This window comes from Peptostreptococcus stomatis DSM 17678 (genome assembly GCF_000147675.1).
GTDB classification, from domain to species: Bacteria; Bacillota; Clostridia; order Peptostreptococcales; family Peptostreptococcaceae; genus Peptostreptococcus; species Peptostreptococcus stomatis.
On sequence record NZ_ADGQ01000071.1, the window covers coordinates 21,569 to 47,164 of the forward strand.

General features: G+C 38.9%; 25 protein-coding genes and 1 riboswitch. Of the genes, 22 read left to right on the forward strand and 3 right to left on the reverse strand.

The features are described from left to right. The first annotated feature begins 65 nt into the window (after window positions 1-65). From HMPREF0634_RS08240 to HMPREF0634_RS08300, 13 genes are all read left to right on the forward strand, one after another. Window positions 66-923 (forward strand): class C sortase, encoded by an 858-nt coding sequence (locus HMPREF0634_RS08240; protein WP_165480199.1) that lies wholly within the window; start codon window positions 66-68, stop codon window positions 921-923. A gap of 125 nt (window positions 924-1,048) precedes the next feature. After that, window positions 1,049-1,161: riboswitch (FMN riboswitch) on the forward strand. A gap of 175 nt (window positions 1,162-1,336) precedes the next feature. Next, window positions 1,337-2,455, forward strand: coding sequence for a bifunctional diaminohydroxyphosphoribosylaminopyrimidine deaminase/5-amino-6-(5-phosphoribosylamino)uracil reductase RibD (gene ribD / locus HMPREF0634_RS08245; protein ID WP_007791129.1), 1,119 nt, complete (start codon window positions 1,337-1,339; stop codon window positions 2,453-2,455). Further along, the gene (locus HMPREF0634_RS08250; protein WP_007790912.1) at window positions 2,440-3,096 is read left to right on the forward strand and encodes a riboflavin synthase; all 657 of its coding nucleotides are present in this window, start codon (window positions 2,440-2,442) and stop codon (window positions 3,094-3,096) included. Before ribD ends, HMPREF0634_RS08250 begins: the two co-directional genes overlap by 16 nt. Window positions 3,097-3,106: 10 nt before the next feature. After that, the gene (locus HMPREF0634_RS08255; RefSeq protein WP_007790920.1) at window positions 3,107-4,312 is read left to right on the forward strand and encodes a bifunctional 3,4-dihydroxy-2-butanone-4-phosphate synthase/GTP cyclohydrolase II; all 1,206 of its coding nucleotides are present in this window, start codon (window positions 3,107-3,109) and stop codon (window positions 4,310-4,312) included. A 118-nt stretch (window positions 4,313-4,430) separates the two neighbouring features. Beyond that, window positions 4,431-4,892, forward strand: coding sequence for a 6,7-dimethyl-8-ribityllumazine synthase (gene ribH / locus HMPREF0634_RS08260; protein WP_007790970.1), 462 nt, complete (start codon window positions 4,431-4,433; stop codon window positions 4,890-4,892). A 208-nt stretch (window positions 4,893-5,100) separates the two neighbouring features. After that, a complete protein-coding gene (locus HMPREF0634_RS08265) occupies window positions 5,101-5,787 on the forward strand; it encodes a Crp/Fnr family transcriptional regulator (protein ID WP_007790932.1) in 687 nt (228 codons plus the stop codon). A 220-nt stretch (window positions 5,788-6,007) separates the two neighbouring features. After that, complete coding sequence (gene asrA, locus HMPREF0634_RS08270) at window positions 6,008-7,018, forward strand: anaerobic sulfite reductase subunit AsrA (protein ID WP_007791007.1); 1,011 nt, start codon at window positions 6,008-6,010, stop codon at window positions 7,016-7,018. A gap of 9 nt (window positions 7,019-7,027) precedes the next feature. Further along, the gene (asrB, locus tag HMPREF0634_RS08275; RefSeq protein WP_007790905.1) at window positions 7,028-7,828 is read left to right on the forward strand and encodes an anaerobic sulfite reductase subunit AsrB; all 801 of its coding nucleotides are present in this window, start codon (window positions 7,028-7,030) and stop codon (window positions 7,826-7,828) included. An 11-nt stretch (window positions 7,829-7,839) separates the two neighbouring features. After that, a complete protein-coding gene (gene asrC, locus HMPREF0634_RS08280; RefSeq protein ID WP_007790989.1) occupies window positions 7,840-8,811 on the forward strand; it encodes a sulfite reductase subunit C in 972 nt (323 codons plus the stop codon). Window positions 8,812-9,022: 211 nt separating this feature from the next. Next, window positions 9,023-9,793 (forward strand): formate/nitrite transporter family protein, encoded by a 771-nt coding sequence (locus HMPREF0634_RS08285; protein WP_007790909.1) that lies wholly within the window; start codon window positions 9,023-9,025, stop codon window positions 9,791-9,793. A 304-nt stretch (window positions 9,794-10,097) separates the two neighbouring features. Beyond that, complete coding sequence (locus HMPREF0634_RS08290) at window positions 10,098-10,421, forward strand: PadR family transcriptional regulator (protein ID WP_007791034.1); 324 nt, start codon at window positions 10,098-10,100, stop codon at window positions 10,419-10,421. Beyond that, complete coding sequence (locus tag HMPREF0634_RS08295; protein WP_007791068.1) at window positions 10,414-10,959, forward strand: DUF2812 domain-containing protein; 546 nt, start codon at window positions 10,414-10,416, stop codon at window positions 10,957-10,959. The genes HMPREF0634_RS08290 and HMPREF0634_RS08295 overlap by 8 nt, the downstream gene beginning before the upstream one ends. A 158-nt stretch (window positions 10,960-11,117) precedes the next feature. Then, window positions 11,118-11,519, forward strand: a complete 402-nt coding sequence (locus HMPREF0634_RS08300) for a thioesterase family protein (protein WP_007790911.1) — start codon at window positions 11,118-11,120, stop codon at window positions 11,517-11,519. A 108-nt stretch (window positions 11,520-11,627) separates the two neighbouring features. Here the strand turns inward: HMPREF0634_RS08300 and dcd are convergent, their stop codons facing one another. Continuing rightward, complete coding sequence (gene dcd / locus HMPREF0634_RS08305) at window positions 11,628-12,149, reverse strand: dCTP deaminase (RefSeq protein ID WP_007790935.1); 522 nt, start codon at window positions 12,147-12,149, stop codon at window positions 11,628-11,630. A 150-nt stretch (window positions 12,150-12,299) separates the two neighbouring features. On the opposite strand from dcd, the gene bioB reads away from it, so the two are divergent. From bioB to HMPREF0634_RS08340, 7 genes are all read left to right on the forward strand, one after another. Then, on the forward strand, window positions 12,300-13,268 hold the full coding sequence (gene bioB / locus HMPREF0634_RS08310) for a biotin synthase BioB (RefSeq protein WP_007791093.1): 969 nt from the start codon (window positions 12,300-12,302) through the stop codon (window positions 13,266-13,268). A gap of 203 nt (window positions 13,269-13,471) precedes the next feature. Continuing rightward, window positions 13,472-14,404 carry a hydroxymethylbilane synthase gene (gene hemC / locus HMPREF0634_RS08315; protein ID WP_007791025.1) on the forward strand — a complete coding sequence of 311 codons (933 nt, stop codon included), beginning with the start codon at window positions 13,472-13,474 and terminating at the stop codon, window positions 14,402-14,404. Window positions 14,405-14,548: 144 nt separating this feature from the next. Continuing rightward, complete coding sequence (gene cobA / locus HMPREF0634_RS08320) at window positions 14,549-16,072, forward strand: uroporphyrinogen-III C-methyltransferase (RefSeq protein WP_007791074.1); 1,524 nt, start codon at window positions 14,549-14,551, stop codon at window positions 16,070-16,072. Between the two features lie 78 nt (window positions 16,073-16,150). Next, the gene (gene hemB / locus HMPREF0634_RS08325; RefSeq protein WP_007791079.1) at window positions 16,151-17,119 is read left to right on the forward strand and encodes a porphobilinogen synthase; all 969 of its coding nucleotides are present in this window, start codon (window positions 16,151-16,153) and stop codon (window positions 17,117-17,119) included. Window positions 17,120-17,303: 184 nt separating this feature from the next. Next, complete coding sequence (locus HMPREF0634_RS08330) at window positions 17,304-17,780, forward strand: precorrin-2 dehydrogenase/sirohydrochlorin ferrochelatase family protein (RefSeq protein ID WP_007791062.1); 477 nt, start codon at window positions 17,304-17,306, stop codon at window positions 17,778-17,780. After that, on the forward strand, window positions 17,780-20,143 hold the full coding sequence (locus HMPREF0634_RS08335; RefSeq protein ID WP_007790955.1) for an ATP-dependent helicase: 2,364 nt from the start codon (window positions 17,780-17,782) through the stop codon (window positions 20,141-20,143). Before HMPREF0634_RS08330 ends, HMPREF0634_RS08335 begins: the two co-directional genes overlap by 1 nt. 40 nt (window positions 20,144-20,183) lie before the next feature. Then, on the forward strand, window positions 20,184-21,611 hold the full coding sequence (locus tag HMPREF0634_RS08340; RefSeq protein ID WP_007790937.1) for a M18 family aminopeptidase: 1,428 nt from the start codon (window positions 20,184-20,186) through the stop codon (window positions 21,609-21,611). A gap of 170 nt (window positions 21,612-21,781) precedes the next feature. Here the strand turns inward: HMPREF0634_RS08340 and HMPREF0634_RS08345 are convergent, their stop codons facing one another. Both HMPREF0634_RS08345 and HMPREF0634_RS08350 read right to left on the reverse strand, forming a co-directional pair. Then, complete coding sequence (locus HMPREF0634_RS08345) at window positions 21,782-22,306, reverse strand: peptidylprolyl isomerase (RefSeq protein WP_007791118.1); 525 nt, start codon at window positions 22,304-22,306, stop codon at window positions 21,782-21,784. A 14-nt stretch (window positions 22,307-22,320) separates the two neighbouring features. Further along, a complete protein-coding gene (locus HMPREF0634_RS08350) occupies window positions 22,321-23,229 on the reverse strand; it encodes a manganese-dependent inorganic pyrophosphatase (RefSeq protein WP_007791039.1) in 909 nt (302 codons plus the stop codon). Window positions 23,230-23,416: 187 nt separating this feature from the next. Between HMPREF0634_RS08350 and HMPREF0634_RS10080 the strand changes: the two genes are divergently transcribed. Together HMPREF0634_RS10080 and HMPREF0634_RS08360 are read left to right on the forward strand one after the other, a co-directional pair. Beyond that, complete coding sequence (locus HMPREF0634_RS10080) at window positions 23,417-24,655, forward strand: 5-formyltetrahydrofolate cyclo-ligase (RefSeq protein WP_007791000.1); 1,239 nt, start codon at window positions 23,417-23,419, stop codon at window positions 24,653-24,655. A gap of 131 nt (window positions 24,656-24,786) precedes the next feature. Next, entirely contained in the window at window positions 24,787-25,596 is an 810-nt protein-coding gene (locus tag HMPREF0634_RS08360; protein ID WP_007790967.1) for an ABC transporter ATP-binding protein, read from the forward strand.

Consider the following 25,596-nt stretch of genomic DNA (forward strand, 5'->3'; position numbering starts at 1 on the left):
AGAATTGCATAGTTTAATCAATTAAAAATTACTTTAATCTGTGCAGGTGGTTTGAGGTGTGTAATTTGAAGAAATTGAAAATTATTGGACTATTTATATTTCTAATTGGAATATGTCTATCTACATATCCATTCTTAAATATGGCTATGGATGATTATACACAGTATTCTAGAAATGCTGAATTTGATAATTCTATAAAAAAAGATGCTTTAATAGAAAAAAAAATAAACAAAGCAAAAGAAAATGCTAATAAGCAAAAAAAGGAAAATGATGTAATTGGAGATGTTTTTTCTGATAGAAATGTTGATACAGTAAATAGTAGTTTCTTGGACTTATCTAAAAAGCAAGGATATCTTTCTATACCTAAATTGGGACAATCCTTTGATTTATATTTGGATGCTGACTACTATAAAATAGCGAAAGGAGTAGCTGTATTAAAGGGGAGTGACCCGCCCATTGGAGGACTTGGAAAGAGATGTGTGATTGCTGGACATAGTGGTTATTATAATAAGGTTATGTTTCTTAATATACATAAGCTAGAAAATGGAGACAAGATAATTGTGAATTTTTTGGGGAAGATATTAGAGTATAAGGTTTATAACAAAGAAAAGATAATGCCTACAGATGTTCATAAATTGGAACCTATTGAGTCAGAAGATATGTTGACTCTTTTGACTTGCACACAGGCACCAAGATATAATATGAGATTATTAGTGAATGCTAGAAGAAATAAAGTGCTAGATGATAAAAATAGCAATAATAAAGAAACAATTAAAAATACTAATATTCAAGAATATTTATTGAATAAAGATATCTCATCGGGTATCAAGATTAGGAAGATGTTTCCTTATGTAGTAAGTTTTCTAGGGATTGTGATTATTATCTCTATTTTAAGAAAAATGACTATTATATTAAAATCATAATGAAATATTTGTGAATTTAATATGTAAATTTATGAATAAACAAGCTTTTTATCTCTTAAAAAAGGTTGAAAATCATTGACAAGGTTTTCATAATATGATAAATTAAGTGTGTAAGATAAATTAAATAAAATCTTCAGGGCAGGGTGCAAGTCCCTACCGGCGGTAAAGCCCGCGAGCGCAAGCAGATTTGGTGTAATTCCAAAGCCGACAGTTAAAGTCTGGATGAAAGAAGATGTGGTATATATTTTGTGGTACAGGAAATTGCTCTGAAATGTTTTTTTTTGACATTTCAGATTTTTTTTACAAGAAAGAGCTTTCTTTTAGAAAATTGGCGGAGTGACACATCTATATATATTAGGATAGATAATATGCCCTGGACTATAAGTTCAGGGCTTTTTTGTGGGGGTATTCATATGGAAGAAAAATATATGAGTATGGCTATTGAACTAGCAAAAAAAGCTTGTGGTTATACAAATCCCAATCCCATGGTTGGGGCTGTGATAGTAAAAGATGGTCAGGTTTTGGGTAAGGGTTACCATACATGGTGCGGTTGCCTCCATGCAGAGAGGGAAGCCTTAAAGGATTGTCAATCCAGGGGAGTGACAGTTACAGGAGCAACTATGTATGTTACCCTGGAGCCATGTTGTCACTATGGGAAAACACCTCCATGCACGGAGGCCATAATAGAAAATGGTATAGCAAAGGTGGTAGTAGGGTCACTTGATCCCAATCCAAAAGTTGCAGGTAAGGGAATTCAAATCCTTAAAGACCATGGCATTAATGTAGTCACAGGTGTCATGGAGAAGGAATGTGATGACCTAAACGAGGTCTTTATGCACTATATTAAAAATAAGAAACCCTTTGTGGTCATGAAATATGCTATGACTGCTGATGGTAAGATAGCGACAAGGACAGGTAAGTCTCAGTGGATAACAGGTCCAGAGGCTAGGGGTCAGGTCCATAAGGACCGACACAGGTATGCAGGTATTATGGTAGGTATAGGAACCGTTCTGGCGGATGATCCAACCTTGAATTGTAGGTTGGAGGATGGCCTTAGTCCAACCAGGATAATATGTGATACAAGCCTGAGGATTCCTATGGATTCCAATATAGTGAGGACAGCTAAGACATACGATACTATAATAGCAACTAGGTCCAAGGATAATGAAAAAATACGTAAATTGAAAGAGGCAAGTTGCCAGATACTGGTCCAGGATGGACAAGCTGATAGGATAGACCTAGTAGACTTGATGGATAAAGTAGGAAGTATGGGACTTGATTCAGTCCTACTAGAGGGTGGAGGCCAGTTAAACTGGTCGGCCCTTGAAGCTGGAATAGTAAATAAGGTCCAGGTCTATATAGGAAATAAGATTTTTGGTGGTAATGATGCCAAGTCACCAGTAGGAGGATATGGTGTTGACCTGCCAGACCAGGCTAAGAGATTGAAATTGACTGGGCTAGAAAAATTTGGTCCAGATCTCTTGATAGAGTATAGGGTTGAAAATGAGGTGGTTGAGTGTTCACAGGAATAGTAGAAGAAATAGGTAGCATCAAGGGGATTTCAAAGGGGGCTAATTCGGCAGTCTTAACCCTATCCGCTAGTAAGGTACTAGAAGACGTAAACCTTGGTGATAGTATAGCAGTTAATGGGGTTTGCCTGACGGTCACATCTTATAGGCAGGATGAGTTTACAGTGGATGTCATGCATGAAACGATGGACAGGTCGTCCCTGTCTAGCCTAAAGGCAGGCTCAAAGGTAAACTTAGAAAGAGCCATGATGGCCAATGGTCGTTTTGGTGGTCATATAGTATCTGGCCACATTGACGGTACCGGTAAGATTCTATCAGTAAAGAAAGATGACAATGCCATTTGGTACCAGATAAGTGCAGATAAAAAGATATTAAAGTACATTATAGAAAAGGGGTCTATTACCGTAGATGGGATAAGCCTGACAGTTGCCAGGGTGACTGACCGGGATTTTTCATTATCAATAATACCCCACACCTTAGAGAATACTATATTGGCCTACAAGAGTGAGGGTCATATAGTAAACCTGGAAAATGACTGCATAGCCAAGTATGTAGAAAAGTTGATGAATTTTGGAAATTTAGATAGCAAGCAAGAAAATAAACACGAAATAACAAGAGAATTTTTATTAAAAAATGGTTTTTAGGAGGGAAAAAATGTTTAAGTTCAGCACAATTGAAGAAGTATTAGAAGATTTAAGACAGGGAAAGATGGTCTTGGTTACAGATGATGAAGACAGGGAGAATGAAGGTGACCTGATATGTGCAGCAGAGTTTGCAACAACTGAAAATATTAACTTTATGGCAACATATGGTAAGGGTCTAATCTGTATGCCAATGAGTGAAGAATATTGTAAAAAGCTAGGTTTAGAGCAGATGGTAGTAAACAATACCGACAACCATGAAACAGCCTTTACTGTATCAATTGACCACATTGACACAACTACAGGTATATCAGCAGTTGAGAGAGGTTTCACTGCAAGGGCCTGCGTGGATGAAAATGTAAAGCCTAGTGACTTCCGTAGACCAGGACATATGTTCCCTCTTAAGGCCAAGCCTTGTGGGGTACTAGAAAGAAACGGTCATACAGAAGCCACAGTGGACCTATTGAGGTTGGCAGGCCTAAAGGAATGTGGCCTTTGCTGTGAAATCATGAAGGAAGATGGAACAATGATGAGGAAGAGCGACCTTATAGAAATGGCCCAGGAATGGGACCTAAAGTTTACATCTATAAAGGCCCTACAGGAATACAGGAAAAAACACGACAAGTTGGTAGAGTGTTCAAGTAAGGTAAAGATGCCAACTAGGTTTGGTGACTTTACGGCCTATGCCTATATAAACAGGCTAAATGGAGAACACCATATAGCCCTGGTAAAGGGGGATATAGGTGACGGAAAAGACATCTTGTGTAGGGTTCATTCAGAATGCCTGACAGGTGATGTATTCGGTTCAATGAGGTGTGATTGTGGTAAGCAGTTTGAAGCTGCCATGGAGGCCGTTGAGAAAGAGGGACGTGGAATAGTTCTTTACATGAGGCAAGAGGGACGTGGAATAGGCCTGGTAAATAAGCTTAAGGCATATGCCCTTCAGGATGAGGGTATGGACACACTAGAAGCCAACCTGGCCCTGGGATTTGAGGCTGACATGAGGGAGTATTTCACAGGTGCCCAGATTCTAAAGGACTTGGGAGTAAAGACTATGAGGTTATTAACTAACAATCCGGACAAGGTATACCAGTTATCAGACTATGGTATGGAAATAGTTGAAAGGGTACCTATTGAAATAAAGGCTACAGAGCATGATAGGTTCTACCTACAGACTAAGAAGGACAAGATGGGCCATATACTTGAGATAGCAGAATAATTGAAATAGGTATTAAAGACCAAACAAGTATAGGGAATATAAATGGTCTGGATTAAAAGTGAGAAGGATATAAGTATATATAAAATTTCAGAGTTAACTAATAGGAGGAAAAGAAAAAATGAATTATATTCAAGGAAATTTAGTGGCAAAGGAAGTAAAGATAGGAATAGTTGCAGCACGTTTTAACGAGTTTATAACATCAAAATTACTTTCAGGAGCCCAGGATGCCCTAGTAAGACACGATGTAAAGGATGACAATATAGATGTAGCCTGGGTACCAGGAGCCTTTGAGATACCCCTAATAGCAGATAAGATGGCCAAGTCTGGCAAGTATGATGCAGTAATCTGCCTGGGTGCAGTAATCAGAGGTAACACTAGCCACTACGACTATGTATGTAGTGAAGTTTCAAAGGGGATAGCCCATGTATCGCTTGAAAGTGGAATACCTGTAATGTTTGGCGTAGTAACTACAGAAAACATAGAACAGGCAATTGAGAGGGCAGGTACAAAGGCAGGTAACAAGGGATTTGACGTAGCAGTTGGTGCTATTGAAATGATCAACCTGATAAACAACCTATAAAATTCAATAATAGGCGATATATTTTCATGAGATAGGCCTAGTTTAGTCTTCAGAGATTACTAAACTGGGCCTGCTTTTAATGTCTACATAAAAATGACAGAAGTCCTAAAATATGATAATATTAATTTTAGGGGATATTTTATGTAGCCCCTTCTGTTTATAAATGGTATGGGATAAATATATGTGAGTTTTAGGAAGAAGGATGCATATGAAGGCTAAGATTGAAGAAGTATGCGGAGTCAAGGTATTCAAAGGAATATCTGATGACAGTTTAAATAGGATACTAGTCTGTGGTGATATTGTGGACTTGAAGAAAAATGCTTGTTTGTACCATGACAGACAAGACTTGTACTATGTATATTTTTTACTGGAAGGCAAGGTTACCCTTGTAAAACCAAATGAAAATGGTGAAAGCAAGGTGGTATTTATCCTGAATCCAGGAGATACTATAAACCAGCCTGTTATGAGGAATAACACATCGGCAGTTGAATGTTGGGGCTTTGAAAATTCAAGGATACTTAGGATAGGTTTTGATGACTTTGACACTATTATGGCCAAGGACTATATATTGGCAAAAAATTGTATGGCCTTTATGGAAAACAGGATCAGGAGGCTTTATAGGCAACTTAAAAACTCTGTGACCATCAATATAGAGAAGAGGTTGGCAGCCAAGTTAGTGAGGTTGGGACTTGACTATGGAAGTAGGGAGGAAGACTCTGTTATGACCAGGATAGACCTTAATCTGACAGTGACCTATATAGCCAAGATGTTGGGATGCCAGAGGGAGTCGGTGTCCAGGGCAATGAAGTCTTTGACCAAGAGGGGCATAGTTGAATTAGATGGCAGGAAGATATATGTGGATATAGAAAAGGCGAGGAAATTCTTCAAATCTTGAGAGTAAATATCATTAGAAATATGTAATATTAATGATTTTCATAAAATAATAAAAGAATTTTGATAATTTGATAAATTTTTAGGAAACTGTGACTTATGTTACAGTTTTTTTTTTATCAAACTGCTATTATTGAATTATCAATTATTATATCAATTGACAAAGACCTGTCTTTGTCCTTAAATTAAAAATTTAGAATAATTTTCTAAAGGAGGTAAGTTGCATGAAATTAGAGTTAAATATCGAATCGTTTGACAAGGGGTTAAAAGCCTTAAGCAAGGAGTACAGGATATTTGCTCCAAAGGCTTTCCCTAAAAGGGGAACTTACTCAGATACAGATGTTGTAAAGTATTCTGTGGTGAGTTCTTTTGATGAAATGGTGTGGGATAGAAAGTCAAATTTTTCACCAAAAGAGACTTTTTTACCAATTAATGAGGTCTTATTCTACTTCACTGAAAGCGAATTTAGAGAGTCTTCAATCGATGACAGGAAGACGCTTGTATTCCTAAGGGCTTGTGACCTAAACGCAGTTAAGAGGGTAGACCAGATTTATCTTGGAAACGGTGAGGAAGAAGACTACTACTACAAGAGAAACAGGGAAAAGGTTAAGTTTGTCTTGGTTGGATGTCAAGAATCATATAGAAACTGTTTCTGTGTAAGCATGGATTCAAATAGGGCCGACAACTACCAGGCGGCTATGAATATTAGAGAAGGTAAGATTTTCTTGGATATTAGAGACCAAGACCTGAATGTATTTGAGGGTAGTCCAACAGATTTTGAAGTTGACTATGTTAAGGAGAACCTATTTAAGGTAAATGTTCCTGATAAGGTTGATTTCAACCATATGAAGGACCACAAGATGTGGGATGAATACGATGCTAGATGTATAGCTTGTGGTAGGTGTAACTTTACCTGTCCAACTTGTACTTGCTACTCTATGCAGGATATTTTCTATAGGGAAAATGAAAATGTCGGTGAGAGAAGAAGGGTTTGGGCATCATGTCAGGTAGATGGATATACTAGCATAGCTGGTGGTCATGCCTTTAGAGAAAAGCATGGTCAGAGGATGAGGTTTAAGTCTATGCACAAGATACACGACTTCAAGGAAAGATTTGGATACAATATGTGTGTAGGTTGTGGCAGATGTGATGATGCCTGTCCACAGTATATTTCATTCTCAGAGGCTATAGACAAGGTGTCAAAGGCCATGATAGAAAAAGATTTAGAAAAGTAGGAGGCCATTATGTGTAATTCTAACAATCCATATATACCAGTAGCAAGTGAGATACTTGAAATAATAGAGCATACAGACAAGGAGTGGACTTTCAGGACCAAGACTGATACCAGCAAGGTAAAGCCAGGTCAATTCTATGAAATATCACTTCCAAGGTATGGTGAATCACCAATATCTGTATCGGGTATTGGACCAGACTATGTGGACCTTACTATTAGAAATGTTGGTAAGGTTACGGGGGTAATCTTTGGCTATAGGCCGGGAGACAAGCTACTATTAAGAGGTCCTTATGGTAATGGTTTTGATATAAATGAATACAAGGGAAGGGACCTGGTTGTGGTAGCAGGTGGTTCTGCCCTAGCTCCAGTAAGGGGTATAATTGAATATGTATACGACCACAAGGAAGAATTTAAGTCTTTCAAATTAATTGTTGGCTTCAAGTCACCAGCAGATGTACTGTTTGCCAAAGACCTTGAAAAGTGGGATCAAAGACTGGATATCCTAGTGACAGTCGATGGTGCTGATGAGGGCTATACGGGAAATATAGGCCTGGTAACAAAGTATATACCAGAATTGAATATAGATATAGACCAGGCATCTGCAGTGGTTGTAGGACCACCTATGATGATGAAGTTTGCAGTAGCAGAATTTTTGAAGTTAAATATAGCTGAATCTAATGTTTGGGTTTCATACGAAAGAAGAATGCACTGTGGTATAGGTAAGTGTGGTCATTGTAAGATGGATTCAACATACATCTGTCTGGATGGTCCAGTATTTAGCTATGATTTTGCTAAGAACTTGGTAGACTAGGAGGTAGAGTTATGATTAGAGATTTAAATACTAAAAAGGTAATGAAAAATGCCTTTAGAATAACTAAGCACAAGTACCAGACATCTTTGAGAGTCAGGGTACCAGGTGGTTTGATAGACCCAGAGTCGCTATTGACAGTGTCTAAGATTTCATCTGAATATGGAGATGGTCAGATACATATAACAACTAGGCAGGGATTTGAAATACTTGGTATAGCCATGGAGGATATGGGTCAAGTAAACCAGATGATCCAGCCCGTGATAGAAAAATTAGACATCAACCAGGACGAAAAGGGAACAGGTTATGGGGCAGCAGGTACTAGAAATGTATCAGCCTGTATAGGTAACAAGGTCTGTCCAAAGGCCCAGTACAATACTACTAAATTTGCCAAGAGGGTAGAAAAGGCAATATTCCCTCATGACCTACACTTTAAAGTAGCCCTAACAGGGTGTCCAAATGACTGTATAAAGGCCAGGATGCACGACTTCGGTATAATCGGTACCTGCCTACCTGAATATGAAATGGATAGGTGTGTAACTTGTATGGCCTGTGTAAACAAGTGTAAGTCATATTCAGTAGGAGCCCTAAGGTGTGAAAACAACAAGATAATTAGAAATGAAGAAAAGTGTATCGGCTGTGGTGAATGTGTACTTAACTGTCCGATGAATGCCTGGACAAGAAGCCCTAAAAAATACTACAAGCTAATGATAATGGGTAGGACAGGTAAGAAAAATCCTAGGCTGGCTGAGGATTGGTTGAGATGGGTTGATGAGGACTCTATAGTCAAGATAATAGTAAATACTTACGACTATGTTAAGGAATATATTGATCCAAAGGCACCAGGAGGTAAGGAACACATAGGTTATATCATAGACAGGACTGGTTTCCAGGAATACAGGAAGTGGGCCCTTAAGGATGTAAACCTACCAGAAGAAACTATAGAAAACAAGAATGTATATTGGGGTGGCCCAAAATACTATTAGGAATGGTGTCATAAAATACGATATATACTTGTATATAAATAATAAATATTTGTATAATAACGATTAATATTTATAAAATTACTTGAAATATTTGTGAATTTTAGAGATATTAATAGTAAATAAGTTCTCCTTATGATAAGATTATAAGGAGAACTTGTTTACAGGAATTGATTTTAAATTATATTATTTTAGTGAAGTTTTGGAGGTAATTATGTACGATGAAACGATCGGTAAGCTGACGGGTGCAGCTAAGAAAAAGCTTGGCGTATTAAACGAAAGTAGGTTCAAGTACTTGGTATCATCTGCTTTTGCAGGTGCCTTTATAGGAGTAGGTATACTTCTAGCATTTACAGTAGGTGGTTTAATGACTGCCGGTGGTAGTCCTGCTACAAAGATATTGATGGGTCTGTCATTCTCAGTAGCCTTGAGCTTGGTAATATTCACAGGCACAGACCTGTTTACAGGTAATAACCTTGTAATGACAGTTGGTTACCTAAACAAGGCTGTTTCTATGAAAGACCTGACAAGAATTTGGGTTGTATCTTATATCGGTAACTTTATAGGCGCTATTATACTTAGTTTTATATTTGTTTATACAGGCCTAGTAGACAAGGGACCGGTTATGGAATTCTTTGCAAGTGCGGCTGTAGCTAAGGCAGCACCATCATTTATTGCCCTATTTATGAGGGGTGTCCTTTGTAACTTCTTGGTTTGTTTAGCAGTATTGATATCATTCAGGACTGAAAACGATGCAGCCAAGCTAATAATGATCACTATGTGCCTCTTTGCCTTTATAACATCTGGTTTTGAGCATAGTATTGCCAACATGACTGTTTACAGTGTTGGTCTAATATCTAAGTCTATTACAGGTGTAACTATGGGTCAGTTGGTAGCTAACTTAGTGCCAGTAACTCTAGGTAATATAGTTGGTGGAGGTCTTATCCTGGGTGGGGGAGCCTTTGCCCTTAGGTCAGGCAAGTAATAAGTAAGTACTCTATACTACAACATAATGTTTTTTGGGGGAGCAAGATAGATAGTCTTGCTCTTTCATTTTTATGAAAGACAATAAAATATTGTATTAACTAAAAGTAAATATATAAATAATTGATCAAATTAAAGGTCTATGGTCTTAATAACATAGGCCTTTTTGGTGTGAAGAATCTTCTATAAGATAAAAAACTTGACATTATATATCGAGGTGTGATATATTTTATATAACGGAGTACGATATATAGAGTTTAGATATAAACTGTAAGGTAAATGATTAATATTGAGTGGGGGGTAAAATGGATTCTAAGTTGAAGAGGATTTATATACCTATGTCTGAGACGGCCTTTTATATTTTGTTTTACCTACAAGAGCCAAACCACGGTTATGGGATAGGTCAGGCGGTAAAGCAGGTGACTAATAATGAGGTGACTATCAGTCCAGGGACCATGTATGGAACCTTGTCTAAGATGGAAAAGGATGGACTAATAGACTTTGTTAGGGAAGAGAATAAGAGGAAGTTGTACCAGATTACAGACCTGGGTAGGCAAATACTGGAAATAGAGTTAAAGAGGATAAAGAGATTATATAAGACTAGTATAGGAGAGGTTTACAATGGCTAATTACAAGACAAAAATAAGATTTTTTACTATAGCAGACTATGAAGAAGAACAGGCTTGGCTAGAAGACCAGCATAGGCAGGGTTGGAAACTGAAAAAGATGACTCCTCCTTGTTTCTTTACTTTTGAGGAAGTAGGGCCAGAGGAAGTGGTCTATCAGTTAGACTATAAGAATGAAAAAGTTACAGGAGAGTATTTACAGATGTTTAGAGACTATGGTTGGGAATACTCTGGTTCATGTATGGGTTGGAACTATTTTTCAAAGCTCAAGTCACAGATAGAGAACGAGAGCGAGATGAAGATTTTTTCCGATTTAGAGTCAAAAATAGAGATGATCGACCGTATATTTAAGACAAGAATGATGCCACTTGTTATAATTTTCTGTGCTATTATAGTACCAAACTTATTAAGGCTTTCATCTTCAAGAAGTGGACCTAGGAATGTGTCATTTATAATTACACTAATGATATTTGCCCTATATATCTACATCTTTTTACATTGTGGCCTAAAATTAAAGAAAATTAAGAATAAACTGAAATAAATATAGAATATATGGGTATATACACCATGAGGCAGTGGTAAGGCTACAAACCAAGTCTTGATTTCCTGCTTGAAAAGTCCTATAACAAATGATAAAATTAATTATAGGATAGTGATATTCAAAAGAAAAATATTATATTTATTACGAGGAGAGAAGATATGTTAGAAGTTGGATTAAAGGGTGTTGAAAAAACGGTTGTAGATAAGACCAATACAGCAGCGGCTATAGGTAGTGGTGGATTGGAAGTATTCTCTACACCAAGCATGATATCTCTTATGGAGTGTACTTGTAAGCTTTGTGCCCAGGAGCACCTTGAAGAAGGCCTAGGAACAGTAGGTATATCTATATCAACAAACCACAAGGCAGCTACACCAATAGGTATGGAAGTCACTTGTGAGTGTGAATTAGTTGAAATCGACAGGTCTAGACTAGTTTTCAAGGTTAGGTGCTATGATGAATTAGAAGAAATCGGTGTTTGTACACATGAAAGATTTATCATTGACAATGCTAAGTTCCTAGCTAATGTTGATGCAAAGATAGAAAGGGCTAAGAATAAATAATACAATATACAATTAAAAATAATAAGCTATAAAGAAAAGAGCTAAAGATCAACCTTAAAATAGGCTGGTCTTAGCTCTTTTTAGTTATCATTAATTATAGGGACTTCCTTATTCAAAGTCCTTGTACATTAGTGATGGCTGGATACCAGTATTATTCTGGTACTTGCCACTCTTGTATAGGTCATAGTCACCGTGTATATCATGGTAGTAGATCTGACAAATCTGTGTATTTGGATATATCTTGATAGGTTGAACACAGAATATTTCAAGGGTCCAGTAGCCAGCAAAGCCAATATCGCCAAAGCCTGCAGTTACATGGATAAATAGGCCCAGTCTGCCCGTTGAAGACCTTCCCTCCAGCATTGGGACAAATTTTTCAGTCTTAGTAAACTCATTTGTCCTGCCCAGGTAAAGCTTGTTTGGTTCAAGGATTAGGCCCTCTTCAGGTATTTCTATCATCTTAGTCTTATTTGGTATCTTCATATCCAATAGGTCATTTTCATATACCAAAAGTTCATTACTCAGGGTAAGATTATAGCTATTTGGATTTATCCTTGACTTGTCAAAGGGTTCTATTATTATATCTTTAGATTCTACATTTTTCAGTATTTCCTTACCTGATAAAATCATTGTTATCTCCTCTCAAAAAAAGAATTCTACCTGTATTTTAGCACAAAAATAGATAGAAATAAATCATTTAAAGAAAAGTATCTTATATTTTTCACTTATTCAGGTTGATTGTAGTATAATTAATTCATGAGAAATTTTTGGAGGTTATATATGGATATAAAAACACTTTACAATAGGGTCATAGGTGGTCACCTTATAAGAAGAGATGAGGCCCTATTTTTATATAATCAAGACCTGGAAAACCTGACTAGGTATGCAAATATGATTAGGGACCATTTTTGTGGTAACCAGTTTGATATGTGTACAATTATAAATGGAAAAAGTGGACTCTGTTCAGAAAACTGTAAGTTTTGTGCCCAGTCTAGCCACTACAATACAGGTTCTAAGGTATATGAACTCCTATCTGAAGAAGAGATACTGGCGGATGCCAAAAAGAATGCCTACCAAGGGGTAATGAGATACTCTATAGTTACGGCTGGCAGGAGCCTTTCTGATAAGGAAGTGGATAGGATGTGCCAGATAATAAGGAGGATAAAGGAGGAATGCAATATTTCTGTTTGTGTGTCCTTTGGACTTTTGAAGGAGGACCAGTTTAAGAGGCTTAAGGCTTCAGGTGCAGAAAGGGTCCACAATAACCTAGAGGCTTCAGAAAACTTCTTTCCGTCTGTCTGTACCAGTCATAGTTTTTCGGACAAGGTCCAGGCAATAAGGGCTGCCCAATCAGCAGGTTTGGATGTATGTAGTGGAGGTATTATGGGCCTAGGTGAAAGTATAGGGGACCGTATAGATATGGCCCTTAGCCTTAGGGACTTAGGCATTAAGAGTATACCAGTTAACATGCTAAATCCTATACCCGGAACACCTATGGAAAAGTATGAAAGCCTGGCTGTAGAGGAAATGCAAAGGATAATTGCCGTTTATAGGTTTATCCTTCCAGATTCCTTTATTAGGCTGGCTGGTGGCAGGGGCCTAATGGATGACAAGGGTAGGGCCTGTTTCCAGTCTGGGGCCAATGCTGCCATATCGGGGGATATGTTGACTACAGCCGGTATAACGGTTGAGAAAGACAAGAGGCTTTTAGAAGAATTAGATTACAAGATAAAACCTTTCAACTTGTAGAGGAAATAACCTATATATGGTATACTAAAAGGTAATTGATATATAGTTGATAAAATAATTGATAAATAGTTGATAGACCCTTAATCTGTAGTAGATAGGACCCTAGAAATAGAGTTTTTACGATAAAACCATTATAGGGTTCTTTATACGAGTAGGTAAAGAGAAAAACAAAGAGAATAGTAGTGTATGTTTGGAGGTAGTAGATGAAATTAATTGTGGGTACTAGGGGCAGTGCCTTGGCTCTTGCACAGACCGACAGTATAATCAGTCTAGTTTTAGATAAATTTCCAGACTTGGAGATAGAAAAAAAGATTATAAAGACCAAGGGTGACAAGATCCTTGACAAGTCCTTGGACAAGATTGGTGACAAGGGCCTGTTTGTTAGTGAAATAGAGAGAGAACTATTAGAGGGGACCATAGACTTTGCTGTACATAGTCTGAAGGATATGCCTACAAAGATCAGTCCCGGCTTAAAGTTGGCACAGACACCTGAGAGACAGGATCCTAGGGATGTCCTGGTGATAAACCCCAAACACCAGCTTAGGCCGGAAGACATAATGGACTGGTTGAGGTCTAGCCAGGGCCTAAAAATAGGTACTGGTAGCAAGCGTAGGACGAGCCAGTTAAAGAGAATAAATGAATCAATCCAACCAATGATGATAAGGGGTAATATAGGAACCAGGTTAGAAAAACTAGTCAGTCAAGACTTAGATGCTATCGTCCTGGCAGCTGCAGGTATCAACCGCCTGGGCATGGATGGTCTTAACCTATATCATTTTTCCTATGAGGAGATGATTCCGGCCTGTGGACAGGGGGCTCTAGCCATAGAAGTTAGGTCTAATGATGAAAATACTGACAGGATATTTGACTTTCTGGCTGATGACCAGGCCTGTATGGAGATAGAGGCTGAAAGAACTTTTTTGGAAGTTATAAATGGAGGCTGTCATGTACCTGTGGGTGCCACTGTCAAAAAGGTTGGTAACAAGTGGGTCTTGATGGGTATGTATGGTAGGGAAGATTGTTCTTCTATAGTTTATGGCCAGCTAGACTTTGAGCCTAGCCTTGGTGGTGCAAAAAAGGTAGGTCAAGACTTGGCAAGCTACCTGATAAAAAGCCTGGAAGACCGGGACAAATAGGATATTAAACTGATAAAGAAATATATAAAACAAGATATAAAAACAAGATGTTATAAATGGAAGTTAGGGGTATTTCGTTGTAAGGATAGGTTTGGAAGCTGACTATGCGATAATACCCAATGTGTTGAGATAAGGAAGAAAAGTATGAATAAGGGAAAAGTATACCTTGTTGGGGCTGGCCCTGGTGACTATGGTCTGATAACCTTAAAGGGTTTGGATTGTATAGCCAAGGCAGATATAATTATATATGATAGACTGGTAAACCGAGATTTATTAAAAAATGCCAAACCAGGCTGTGAATTTATATATGTTGGCAAGAAGTCCAGCAACCATATAATGGCCCAGGACAAGATTAATGAAACCATAGCTGAAAGTGCAGCCATGGGTAAGGTCGTTATTAGGCTAAAGGGGGGAGACCCCTATGTATTTGGTAGGGGTGGTGAAGAGGCCGAGGTATTATATGACCAGGGTATAGACTTTGAGGTAGTACCAGGCGTAACTTCATCTATAGGAGGCTTGGCCTATGCGGGTATACCTGTTACCCACCGTGATTTTGCATCATCGTTTCATGTGGTGACTGGCCATGCCAAGAAGGATGACAGCCTAGATATCAACTGGGAGTCTCTGGCCAGAGAAAAGGGGACTGTTGTATTTTTGATGGGTATTGGTAATATCAAGCATATTACTAAAATGCTTGTAAGTCATGGCAGGGACCCAAAGACTCCGGTGGCCTTTGTGTCTAATGCTACCAACTATAGGCAGAGGACTGTCAAGACTAGCTTGGAAGATGCCTATGACTGTGTCCAGAGGGAAGGCATCAAGGCTCCTAGTTTATTTGTAGTGGGTGGAGTAGTCAGCCTATCTGACAAGCTTGGTTTCTATGAGAGAAAACCCCTGTTTGGCAAGACTGTAATGGTGACCAGGACTAGAAAGAAAAATAGTGAACTTAGGCAGAAGATAAGTGAATTAGGGGGAAAGACTTTTGAACTCCCTACTATAGATATACAGGATAAAAAGGACATAGGTAAGACCCTAATTGAAAGACTGGAGAGCAAGAGATATAGTCATATAGCCTTGACTAGCCACAATAGTGTGGATATATTCTTTAAGAACCTTGTCAAAGAAGGTTATGATTTTAGGAAATTGGCAGGTATAAAGATAGCCAGTGTAGGAAGTGCAACCAGCAGGGCTATCCGTAGGTATGGTTTTTTACCTGATATAGAGAGTAGTCAATCAACTGGCCAAGACCTGGCAGGATTGATACTTAAAGATATAGGTAGTGGTGGATTTGTAAGTCCATCCGTCTTATTCCCATGTTCAGAGATAGCCAGCAGGGTTATGGAAGAGGTAATGGTATCAGGTCAGGTCGACCTCGATAGGGTGGACTTATATACAAATACTGTTAATATGGCTATAAAGGACGAACTTTTGGAGATCTTAAAGAAGGAAGACATAGACTATATTACCTTTACCAGTTCCTCTACAGTCAAGTACCTGGTTGAAATACTAGGTGATGACAAGGGCCTGATAAGGGACATAAAGAAGGTTTCGATTGGAAGTATAACTAGCCAGACAATTAGGGACCTGGGCTTTGAATTGGATATAGAGTCAGACCAGGCCAGTATAGATTCTATGGTTTCAGCCATACTGGATGATGTGATTGGCTAGTTTTGAGGATTGTTAGTTTTGTTTAGGAATCAGGATATGGTTGACTTCCTGCTTGTGAAAAAATAAAAGGAGAAATAAATGATAAGAAGACCGAGACGTTTAAGAGTAAATAGTATAACAAGAGACTTAGTAAGGGAAACTAGGCTTGATATGAAGAGTCTGGTATACCCCCTATTTATTGTTGAGGGTGAAAAAATCAAGAATGAAATCAAGTCTATGCCAGGTGTATACCATTTTTCAATAGATATGTTAGATGGTGAAATTGAGGATATCATAAAGCATGGTATACAAAATATTATGATTTTTGGCGTTACACATGACAAGGATGCCTGTGCAAGCTCAGGTTTTGCAGAGGATGGTATAGTCCAGAGGGCAGTAAGAAAGATAAAGTCTTTGGGAAAGAGTTTAAATGTAATCACAGACGTTTGTATGTGTGAATATACTGACCATGGTCATTGTGGTATCTTGGACGAAACAGGCTATGTAGACAATGACAAGAGCCTGGCAGTCTTGGCTAAGATAGCCCTTAGCCATGCCCAGGCGGGAGCAGACATGGTAGCCCCATCGGATATGATGGATGGCAGGGTAGGAGCTATTAGAAAAATACTTGACGAGCATGGATTTGTAAATGTTGGAATTATGGCCTATAGTGCCAAGTTTGCATCAAACTTCTACGGACCATTTAGGGATGCTGCTGATTCAGCACCGGCCTTTGGTGATAGGAAGACCTACCAGATGGACCCAGCCAACTTTAGAGAGGCCATGCTGGAGTGTGCCTATGATATTGAGGAGGGGGCGGACATGGTAATGGTCAAGCCAGCCCTATCATATTTGGATGTTATCAAGGGGGCCAGGGAGAGGTTCGATGTTCCTATTGTAGCCTATAATGTAAGTGGTGAATATTCTATGATAAAATTTGCTATTAGCCAGGGTCTTTTAAATGAAGAGGTCATGTATGAGGCTGTAATGTCTATCAAGAGGGCAGGGGCAGACATTATTATCACATATTTTGCCAAGGACCTGGCTAAGTATATTGGTAGATACTAGGACCCATATGTAAATTAAAACGACCGTAAAGGAGTCAAAATCTCTAAGCGGTCGTTATTTTTATTGCCAAATAAAAGGTCGTAAAATTTTTTTCTTCTAAGAAATGGCAACTCAATAGTATTGGTATTTGTTGGAATTTTTGTATATAATATATATGAGAAAGATATGTGTAAAGGAGGTAGCTATGTTTTTTCCAGTGATGGTAGATTTATCAGCCATGGAGGTCTTGGTTGTAGGTGGTGGAAGGATTGCCTGCAGAAAGGTTAAAAAACTTTTAGAGTTTGGTGGCAGGGTTAAGGTGATTGCCCCCGAATTTTGTAAGGAACTTTATTCTCTAGCCCAGTCTATGGATGAAGGAAAAAGTCTGACTATGATAAGTAGGGCCTTTGAAGTGACTGATCTTGAGGGTCAGGACCTGGTTTATCTAGCTACTGATGATAAGGACCTTAATGGTCGAATAGGTGACCTGTGTAGGTCTAAAAGGATACTGGTAAACAGGTTGGATGACCATAGGGCTTCAAGCTTTATAAATATGGCAACAACTAATAAGGAATATAGGGATCAAGAGGTCTTGCTTGCAGTGTCATGCTTTGGTGAAAATCCAAGCCTGACAAAGGACCTATGTAAGAAGCTAGATGAAGAATTTTTGGAGGATGAATAATGAATATAGATGATTTAAATCCCGCCCAAAGGCAGGCGGTAGAGAGGACAGAGGGTCCAGTTTTAATTTTGGCTGGTGCCGGTTCCGGTAAGACTAAGGTGCTGACTACTAGAATTGCCTACCTGGTGGAGGATAAGCAAGTTATGCCGGCCAATATCTTAGCAATAACCTTTACCAACAAGGCAGCCAATGAGATGAGGGAGAGGGTTGAAAATATAATTGGTGAAAACTCTAGGGATATGTGGATATCTACCTTCCACTCATGCTGTGTAAGGATATTGAGAAAGGACATAAACAAGATAGGCTACAACAGGAGTTTTGTCATTTATGATGCATCAGACCAGCTTACCCTGGTAAAGGACTGCTTAAAGGAATTAAATTTAGATGATAAGAAGTTTGAACCAAAGTCTATAATTTCTTATATATCATCAGCCAAGGACAAGCTACAGACACCAAAGGAATTTGCCAGAGAGGCTGAGGGCGATATTTGGTTGTCGAAAATTGCTGAAGTCTATGCTATTTACCAGGATAGACTATTGAGGAATAGTGCCCTGGACTTTGATGACCTTATAGTTAAGACAGTGGAGCTACTCCAGTCAAATGAGGACGTCCTAAACTTCTACAGGGGCAAATTCAAGTACATAATGGTAGATGAGTACCAGGATACTTCAAGGGCCCAGTATCAATTAATCAAGATGTTGGCCCAGGGTCACCAGAATATTTGCGTGGTTGGGGATGATGACCAGAGTATATATGGCTGGAGAGGAGCAGACATAAGAAATATACTGGAATTTGAAAAAGACTATGATGATGTATTTGTGGTAAAACTAGAGCAGAACTACAGGTCTACCCAGCCAATCCTGGATACTGCCAACCACCTTATAGCCAACAATGTAGAGAGGAAGAAAAAGAGGCTATGGAGTGATAAGAAGGAGGGCCAGCCAGTCAAGATAAAGTTGCTTAGAAATGAGGTTGAAGAGGCCAGTTATGTGGCCGAGGAGATATACAATCATTCTATGGAAACGGGTAGGTCTTTTGAAGATTATGCAGTACTATATAGGGCCAATGCCCAGGCCAGGGCCATAGAAGATGCCCTAAATAGGTTCCAGATACCTTATAGCATCTATGGGGGAACTAAGTTCTACGAGAGAAAGGAAATAAAGGACCTTTTAGCCTACCTGAGGATAATAGTTAACCCACAAGATGATATATCTGTCAAGAGGGTTATAAATGTACCTAGGAGGGGGATAGGTCTTAGGACAATAGAAAAGTTAGAGGATAGGGCCAGCCTTATGAAGGAGAGTGTCTATTCGGTTATTTTGGATGTAGATAATAATTCGGACATCTCTACCAAGGCCAAGAAGAGTATCAACGAGTTTTTAGATCTGATAAGTATTTTTAGGACCTTTGTAGATGCCTATTCACCTAGCCAGCTAGTTGAAAAGGTCCTTGATATGACAGGCTATATACATGAGTTAGAAGAAATTGTAGCCAAGAACCAAAACCTACAAAATGGTAAGGCAGAAGATGCCCAGGACAGGATAGACAACCTTAGGGAGTTTATATCTATAGCTATAGAATATGAAAATTCTGACCTAAATAATGAGGAAGAAAAGAACCTAGAAAACTTCCTGGCAACCATATCTCTTTCGAGTGATGTAGCCGATGAGGAAGAGGAAGGCCTATCTAAGGTGTCTATGATGACTATGCATTCCTCAAAGGGTTTGGAATTCCCGGTGGTATTTATAGTGGGTATGGAAGAAAATATCTTCCCTATAGCCAGGGCCATTTCATCTATGTCGGATTCGGATATAGAAGAGGAGCGTAGGCTTTGTTATGTTGGTATTACAAGGGCCATGCGTGACCTCTACTTGACACATGTTGCAACCAGGACCCTTTATGGTAAGACCTCTGTAAATATGAAATCCAGGTTTTTAGGAGAATTGCCTGAGGAAACTACTCAGATTTTGGACTCGCCAGTTAAGGTCAACAAGTATGACCATGCAGACTATAGTCTGCTTCACAACTACGCACAGAAGTACAAGAACCAGATGAATATAGATAATATCAAGAAGGTTACGAGGAGTGCCAGGCTAGGTGAGTTAGATAGTCAAGCCGGTGGTCAAGAAGCTTCAGGTCAGGCAAGGGATATGTCCAATATTGGTGGTGAAGGCAAGGGGTATGACTCCTATGATGCCGATACTATACCAAAGATTAAGATAGGATCTCTTGTAGAACACCCAAAATTTGGGGAGGGATCTATAATATCCAAGGCTGGGGCTGATGTAACCATAGCCTTTAAGATAAAGGGAGTAAAGAAGATCAATCTTGAATATACCAATATCAAGGTTTTGAAATACTAAAGGCTTAAGCATTTCATAGGAGTAAAGAAAGGAACTATATATGTTTAATGACAATTCATTTGAGCTAGGCCAGGACCTAGTCGATTACATAAATGATAGTCCGACCATGTACAATGCCGTGGAAAATGTAAGGGTATGGTTGGATGAATATAATTTTGAAAGGTTGGGCCTTGCTGAGGAATGGAAATTGGTCAAGGGAGGCAAGTACTACCTGGTGGTCAATTCTTCGTCAATATTTGCCTTTATAGTTGCAGGTGACAGGATAGAGAGGGAGGGTTTCAGGATAATTGGTAGCCATACAGACTCACCTGGTTTTAAGTTAAAGCCAAATCCTGAAATCAAGCAGAGGCAGTACTTAAAGTTAAATGTTGAGCCCTATGGTGGTATGATTTTAAATACCTGGATGGACAGGCCCTTGTCCCTGGCAGGTAGGGTCTTTACCAGAAATATAGATGACCCATTTAAGCCTATAGAACACATAATCAAGCTTGATAGGCCTATATGTATAATACCAAACCTTGCAATTCATATGAACAGGTCTATAAATGAGGGTTATGCCTATAATAAGCAGGATGATATGACTCCAATTATCCTGGAATCATATGAGGGGGAGGAAAAAGACTATATCAGGTCCCTCCTTCATAGGGAAATAAATATGACAGGCAGGGAAAAAGTATCTCTTGACGATATTTTGGACTATGACCTATACCTCTACGAATATGAAAAGGGGAGCCTGATCGGTGACGAAAAGGAATATATATCCTGTGGCAGGTTGGACAACCTTGCCAGTGTTCATGCCAGTATATCAGCCCTTTTATACAGTGATAGTCTAGGTAGGTCTGTTTGCAATGAGGATATAGACATCAATTCCTTTAGGAATGTCCTGTCCATAAATGAAGCTGGTATGGACCAGTCAGTCCAGCAAAAGGCCAGATTCGAAGGTGTCAAGCTGGTAGCAGCCTTCAATAATGAAGAGGTTGGTAGCCAGACTAGACAGGGGGCAGATTCCCAATTATTGATAAATATATTGGAGAGGATAGCCCTAGGACTAGGAAAAACCAAGTCCCAGCTATTGAGGTCATATGAATCTTCATTTATGATATCAGCAGACCTTGCCCATGCAGTCCATCCTAATAAGTCATCTGTTGCAGATCCTACTAATAGACCAGTCTTTGCTGGTGGACCGACTATCAAGTCCCATGCAGGCCAGGCCTATGCAAGTGATGCCTATTCTGTGGCAGTTTACAAGGACATATGCGATAGAAATGGTATCAAGTACCAGACCTTTGCCAATAGGTCTGACAAGGCAAGTGGGTCTACAATAGGATCAATTACAGCATCCTACCTACCAATAGCCATAGTGGATGTAGGTATGCCGGTCTTGGCCATGCATTCCATAAGGGAGTTGGGGCATATAGACGACTACAGGTCCTACTACAAAAGCTTTTATAGGTTTTTTGAACTCTAGGAAAGGGTCCATGGATATTTATATAAAGCCTCATAGAAGTCTAGGTTTATACTATTGATATTAGAGTTAAATTTATATGAAATTATAGGATTTTTCCTATTAAAAAACTAGTCCAGGACTTTATAAGCTTGGACTAGTCTTGTATTTAAAATTATCTTGTTTTTTGTAAACTATACTGTTTTTGGTTCTGGATAATCAACACCAAAGGTATCTACAGTAACCTTTTTTATCTTCTGTTCTACTACTGGCTTGTCACCGAATGTAGTTTCTGTCCCAGCTATCTGGTCCACTATATCCATACCTTCTAAAACCCTACCAAAGCTGGCATACTGGCCATCTAGGTGTGGAGAATCCTGGTGCATGATAAAGAACTGAGAACCTGCTGAGTTTGGGTTCATAGCCCTAGCCATTGATATAACACCTCTTTCATGCTTTAGGTTGTTAGTAAAACCATTCATTGTGAATTCACCAGCTATTGTATAGCCAGGTCCACCCATGCCTGATCCCTGTGGGCATCCACCCTGGATCATAAAGCCACTGATTACCCTGTGGAAGATTAGGCCATCATAGTAACCCTTCTTTATTAATGAGATAAAGTTATTTACTGAGTTTGGAGCTATATTAGGCAATAATTCTAGCTTGATTACTCCTCCATTTTCCATTTCTATTGTTACTAGTGGATTATTAATTTCCATTTTTACACCTCTTATTATAATTTTTCTACTTCAGGAGTTAGGTTAGGAACTAACTGCTTCTTTCTAGATACTAGACCCTCTACAAAGGCACCCTGGACTGGTTCTACCTTGAAGGCATTCTTCACTATTTCGTCTGGAGACTTGTATAGTAGGTAAGAGCCTTCGTTGATGATGTCTGTGATAGCCAGGTATAGCATATCGTAGTCAGTACTGTTGATGTAGTCTAGGTATTCATCCTTCCTGCTTAGAACTGAATCTATATCAAGAGTCATTACCTGACCTATACCAACCTTCTTGCTACCCATATCAAAGGCCTTGAAGTCCATGTTTACGATTTCTTCTATACTGTATCCTTCCAGTGAAGTACCAGCCTTGAACATTTCCATACCATAGGCTTCGTAGTCAACTCCAGCTATCTTAGCCAAGTCCTTACCAGCAGCTATATCTTCTTCAGTTGTAGTTGGTGACCTGAATATCAATGTATCAGAAAGTATTGCTGATAACATAAGGCCGGCGATTGGCTTTGTGATTTCAACACCATTTTCCTTGTACATATTGTAAAGGATAGTATTTGTACATCCAACCGGTCTAAGAGTTACACTTAGTGGGGCTGGAGTAGTTATTCCACCTAGCTTGTGGTGGTCAACTATTTCTACTATTGTTGCATTTTCAAGTCCGTCAACACTTTGACCATATTCATTGTGGTCAACCAGGCAACATAGGTCGCCCTCCCTAACAGATTCTATTAGCTTAGGACCCTCTACTCCAAAGTAGTTTAGGACGAATTCTGCTTCCTTTCTAAGTTCACCTAGACAACATGATACTGCGTCAACACCTAGGGACTTTTTTAAATTTGTCATTACCAAACTTGAACAGATTGAATCTGTGTCTGGATTTTTATGACCAAATACTAATAAACTCATTTTTTATACCCCTTTCAATTTTTCGATTTATTCATAAAATAACTTTCATGATTCCTTTTACTATTCTATTATACCAAAAAAACTGGTCAATTAGTATATTTGACCCCATATTTATCCCTACAAATATATCATGTTTTATGATATTATTAAATTACCTGGTAAAGCATATGAAAAGAGTGAGTAAATAATGATGAATAATAATATTAATAAGAGTATAATAGATAATAGAAATATAGATAAAATAAATTCGAACAAGGCTACTAAGCCGGTCAAGGTAAACTACCAGAAGGAGCTGGAAAAGATACTGAAGAAGGTTGAAGATGAGGGAACTTGCCCAAGCCTTCTTTTACATTCATGTTGTGGTCCATGTAGCTCTTATGTCCTAGAATACCTGGGCCAGTATTTTGAGATTACAGTTTTTTACTATAATCCAAATATCTACCCATCAGAGGAGTACTGGTACAGGGTCGATGAGCAGAAGAAGATAATAGATTTAACCAAGGCCAGGTACCCTATCCACATGATAGAGGGGGCCTATGAAGTTGATAGGTTTTATGAGACTATAGACGGTATGAAAGACCTCCCTGAGGGTGGGGCCAGGTGCCACAAGTGCTATGAACTAAGGATGTCTGAGGCTGCCAAGCTAGCCAAGGAAGAGGGCTTTGATTACTTTACTACCACCCTTACCATCAGTCCACACAAGAATTCCCAAATCCTAAATAGGATAGGTCAGGAAGTGGGAGCTAGGTATGGTGTGAGTCATCTGCCTTCTGACTTTAAGAAGAACAATGGCTACAAGAGGTCATGCCAGTTGACAAGTGGCTTTGGTATGTACAGGCAGGACTATTGTGGTTGTGAGTATTCCATGAAGGAGACCATGAAAAGAAGAAAGAAAAGGCTGAGAGATGATATGAAGGTCATTAATGAAGGTCTAGACCCAGCATATATGGCCCAGGCTGACCAGGCAATTTTTGACAAGCTATACAAGAGGCCAGAATACCTTGCGTCAAGGGTTATTTTTACCTATGCCGGCAGGTATCCAGAGGTAGATACTATAGACTTTATAGAGAGGGCACTTGGTGAAGGTAAGATAGTAGCAGTACCCTATTGTAGTGATAGGGAGACTATGAAGGCCTATAAGATCCAGTCTACAAGTGAACTGGTGGAAAATTCCTTTGGGGTCCTAGAACCTGATATAGACCTTTGCCAGGAACTTGCTATAGAAGAGATAGACCTGATTCTAGTTCCATGCTGTACAGCAGACAAGAAAGGGGCTCGGTTAGGTTTTGGTAGGGGCTACTATGATAGGTTCTTGCCGAGGAGTCAGGCAGAAAAGATACTTTTAATCAGGTCCAGGCAGATGTCAGAGGATATACCTATGGAGGACCATGACCTGGTAATAGACAAGCTAATAAGTGAAATATAAATTCAAAACAAGAGTATATTTAAGGCTAATATAAGAAGTAAGAGTTAAAGATAAGATAAATAAATAAAATTATACAGATAAGGCAGAGAAAACAGAGAAGACAAAAAATATAAATGGTTAGGAGTTTAAAAATGATAAGAATTGAGAACTTGACTAAAAATTATGGGGCTAAGAAGGCCCTTGATGACCTGAATTTAACTATAAATGACGGTGAGATATTCGGTTTGATTGGCCACAATGGGGCGGGTAAGTCTACTACCATCAAGTCCCTGGTAAGCATAATAGAACCTACAAGTGGTCAAATATACTTTGATGGCTTAGACTTAAAAAATAATAGGGATGAGATAAAGAAGATGATAGCCTATGTGCCTGATAGTCCTGATATGTTTCTCAAGCTACCAGTTACTAGCTATTGGAAGTTTATAGCTAGTGTATTTGGTATTGGTAATGACTTGAGAAAAGAGAGGATAGACAAGTTATGCCAGATATTTTCCATGGAAGCAGATACTAAGTCCAGGATAGAAGAGTATTCACATGGTATGAGGCAGAAGGTGTTTCTGATAGGTGCCCTAATTTCAAATCCAAAGATATGGATCCTGGATGAGCCAATGACAGGCTTGGACCCACAGGCTGCCTACAATCTTAAGGAACTTATGAAGGACCATGCCAGCCAGGGAAATACTGTCTTGTTTTCTACCCATGTCCTAGAGGTGGCAGAACAGCTATGCGATAGGATAGGTATACTTAGCAAGGGTAAGATTCTTTTTGTTGGAACTATGGACGAATTAAGGGCCAAACACCCTGGAAAGTCCCTAGAAGACATATACCTGGGTATGGTAAAGCATAAGCTACAAGATTTAGAGGACAAGCCAAGTATTTCCCCTGATGAGGCAGATGTAGCTAATAATAGGTCGGAAGAACCCGATGCCGGTGAAAAGTAG

Coding starts and splice junctions, on each gene's coding strand:
- ribD (WP_007791129.1), top strand. CDS start 1,337: ATGGAAGAAAAATATATGAGTATGGCTATTGAACTAGCAAAAAAAGCT.
- HMPREF0634_RS08255 (WP_007790920.1), top strand. CDS start 3,107: ATGTTTAAGTTCAGCACAATTGAAGAAGTATTAGAAGATTTAAGACAG.
- ribH (WP_007790970.1), top strand. CDS start 4,431: ATGAATTATATTCAAGGAAATTTAGTGGCAAAGGAAGTAAAGATAGGA.
- HMPREF0634_RS08265 (WP_007790932.1), top strand. CDS start 5,101: ATGAAGGCTAAGATTGAAGAAGTATGCGGAGTCAAGGTATTCAAAGGA.
- asrA (WP_007791007.1), top strand. CDS start 6,008: ATGAAATTAGAGTTAAATATCGAATCGTTTGACAAGGGGTTAAAAGCC.
- asrB (WP_007790905.1), top strand. CDS start 7,028: ATGTGTAATTCTAACAATCCATATATACCAGTAGCAAGTGAGATACTT.
- asrC (WP_007790989.1), top strand. CDS start 7,840: ATGATTAGAGATTTAAATACTAAAAAGGTAATGAAAAATGCCTTTAGA.
- HMPREF0634_RS08285 (WP_007790909.1), top strand. CDS start 9,023: ATGTACGATGAAACGATCGGTAAGCTGACGGGTGCAGCTAAGAAAAAG.
- HMPREF0634_RS08290 (WP_007791034.1), top strand. CDS start 10,098: ATGGATTCTAAGTTGAAGAGGATTTATATACCTATGTCTGAGACGGCC.
- HMPREF0634_RS08295 (WP_007791068.1), top strand. CDS start 10,414: ATGGCTAATTACAAGACAAAAATAAGATTTTTTACTATAGCAGACTAT.
- HMPREF0634_RS08300 (WP_007790911.1), top strand. CDS start 11,118: ATGTTAGAAGTTGGATTAAAGGGTGTTGAAAAAACGGTTGTAGATAAG.
- dcd (WP_007790935.1), bottom strand. CDS start 12,149: ATGATTTTATCAGGTAAGGAAATACTGAAAAATGTAGAATCTAAAGAT.
- bioB (WP_007791093.1), top strand. CDS start 12,300: ATGGATATAAAAACACTTTACAATAGGGTCATAGGTGGTCACCTTATA.
- hemC (WP_007791025.1), top strand. CDS start 13,472: ATGAAATTAATTGTGGGTACTAGGGGCAGTGCCTTGGCTCTTGCACAG.
- cobA (WP_007791074.1), top strand. CDS start 14,549: ATGAATAAGGGAAAAGTATACCTTGTTGGGGCTGGCCCTGGTGACTAT.
- hemB (WP_007791079.1), top strand. CDS start 16,151: ATGATAAGAAGACCGAGACGTTTAAGAGTAAATAGTATAACAAGAGAC.
- HMPREF0634_RS08330 (WP_007791062.1), top strand. CDS start 17,304: ATGTTTTTTCCAGTGATGGTAGATTTATCAGCCATGGAGGTCTTGGTT.
- HMPREF0634_RS08335 (WP_007790955.1), top strand. CDS start 17,780: ATGAATATAGATGATTTAAATCCCGCCCAAAGGCAGGCGGTAGAGAGG.
- HMPREF0634_RS08340 (WP_007790937.1), top strand. CDS start 20,184: ATGTTTAATGACAATTCATTTGAGCTAGGCCAGGACCTAGTCGATTAC.
- HMPREF0634_RS08345 (WP_007791118.1), bottom strand. CDS start 22,306: ATGGAAATTAATAATCCACTAGTAACAATAGAAATGGAAAATGGAGGA.
- HMPREF0634_RS08350 (WP_007791039.1), bottom strand. CDS start 23,229: ATGAGTTTATTAGTATTTGGTCATAAAAATCCAGACACAGATTCAATC.
- HMPREF0634_RS10080 (WP_007791000.1), top strand. CDS start 23,417: ATGATGAATAATAATATTAATAAGAGTATAATAGATAATAGAAATATA.
- HMPREF0634_RS08360 (WP_007790967.1), top strand. CDS start 24,787: ATGATAAGAATTGAGAACTTGACTAAAAATTATGGGGCTAAGAAGGCC.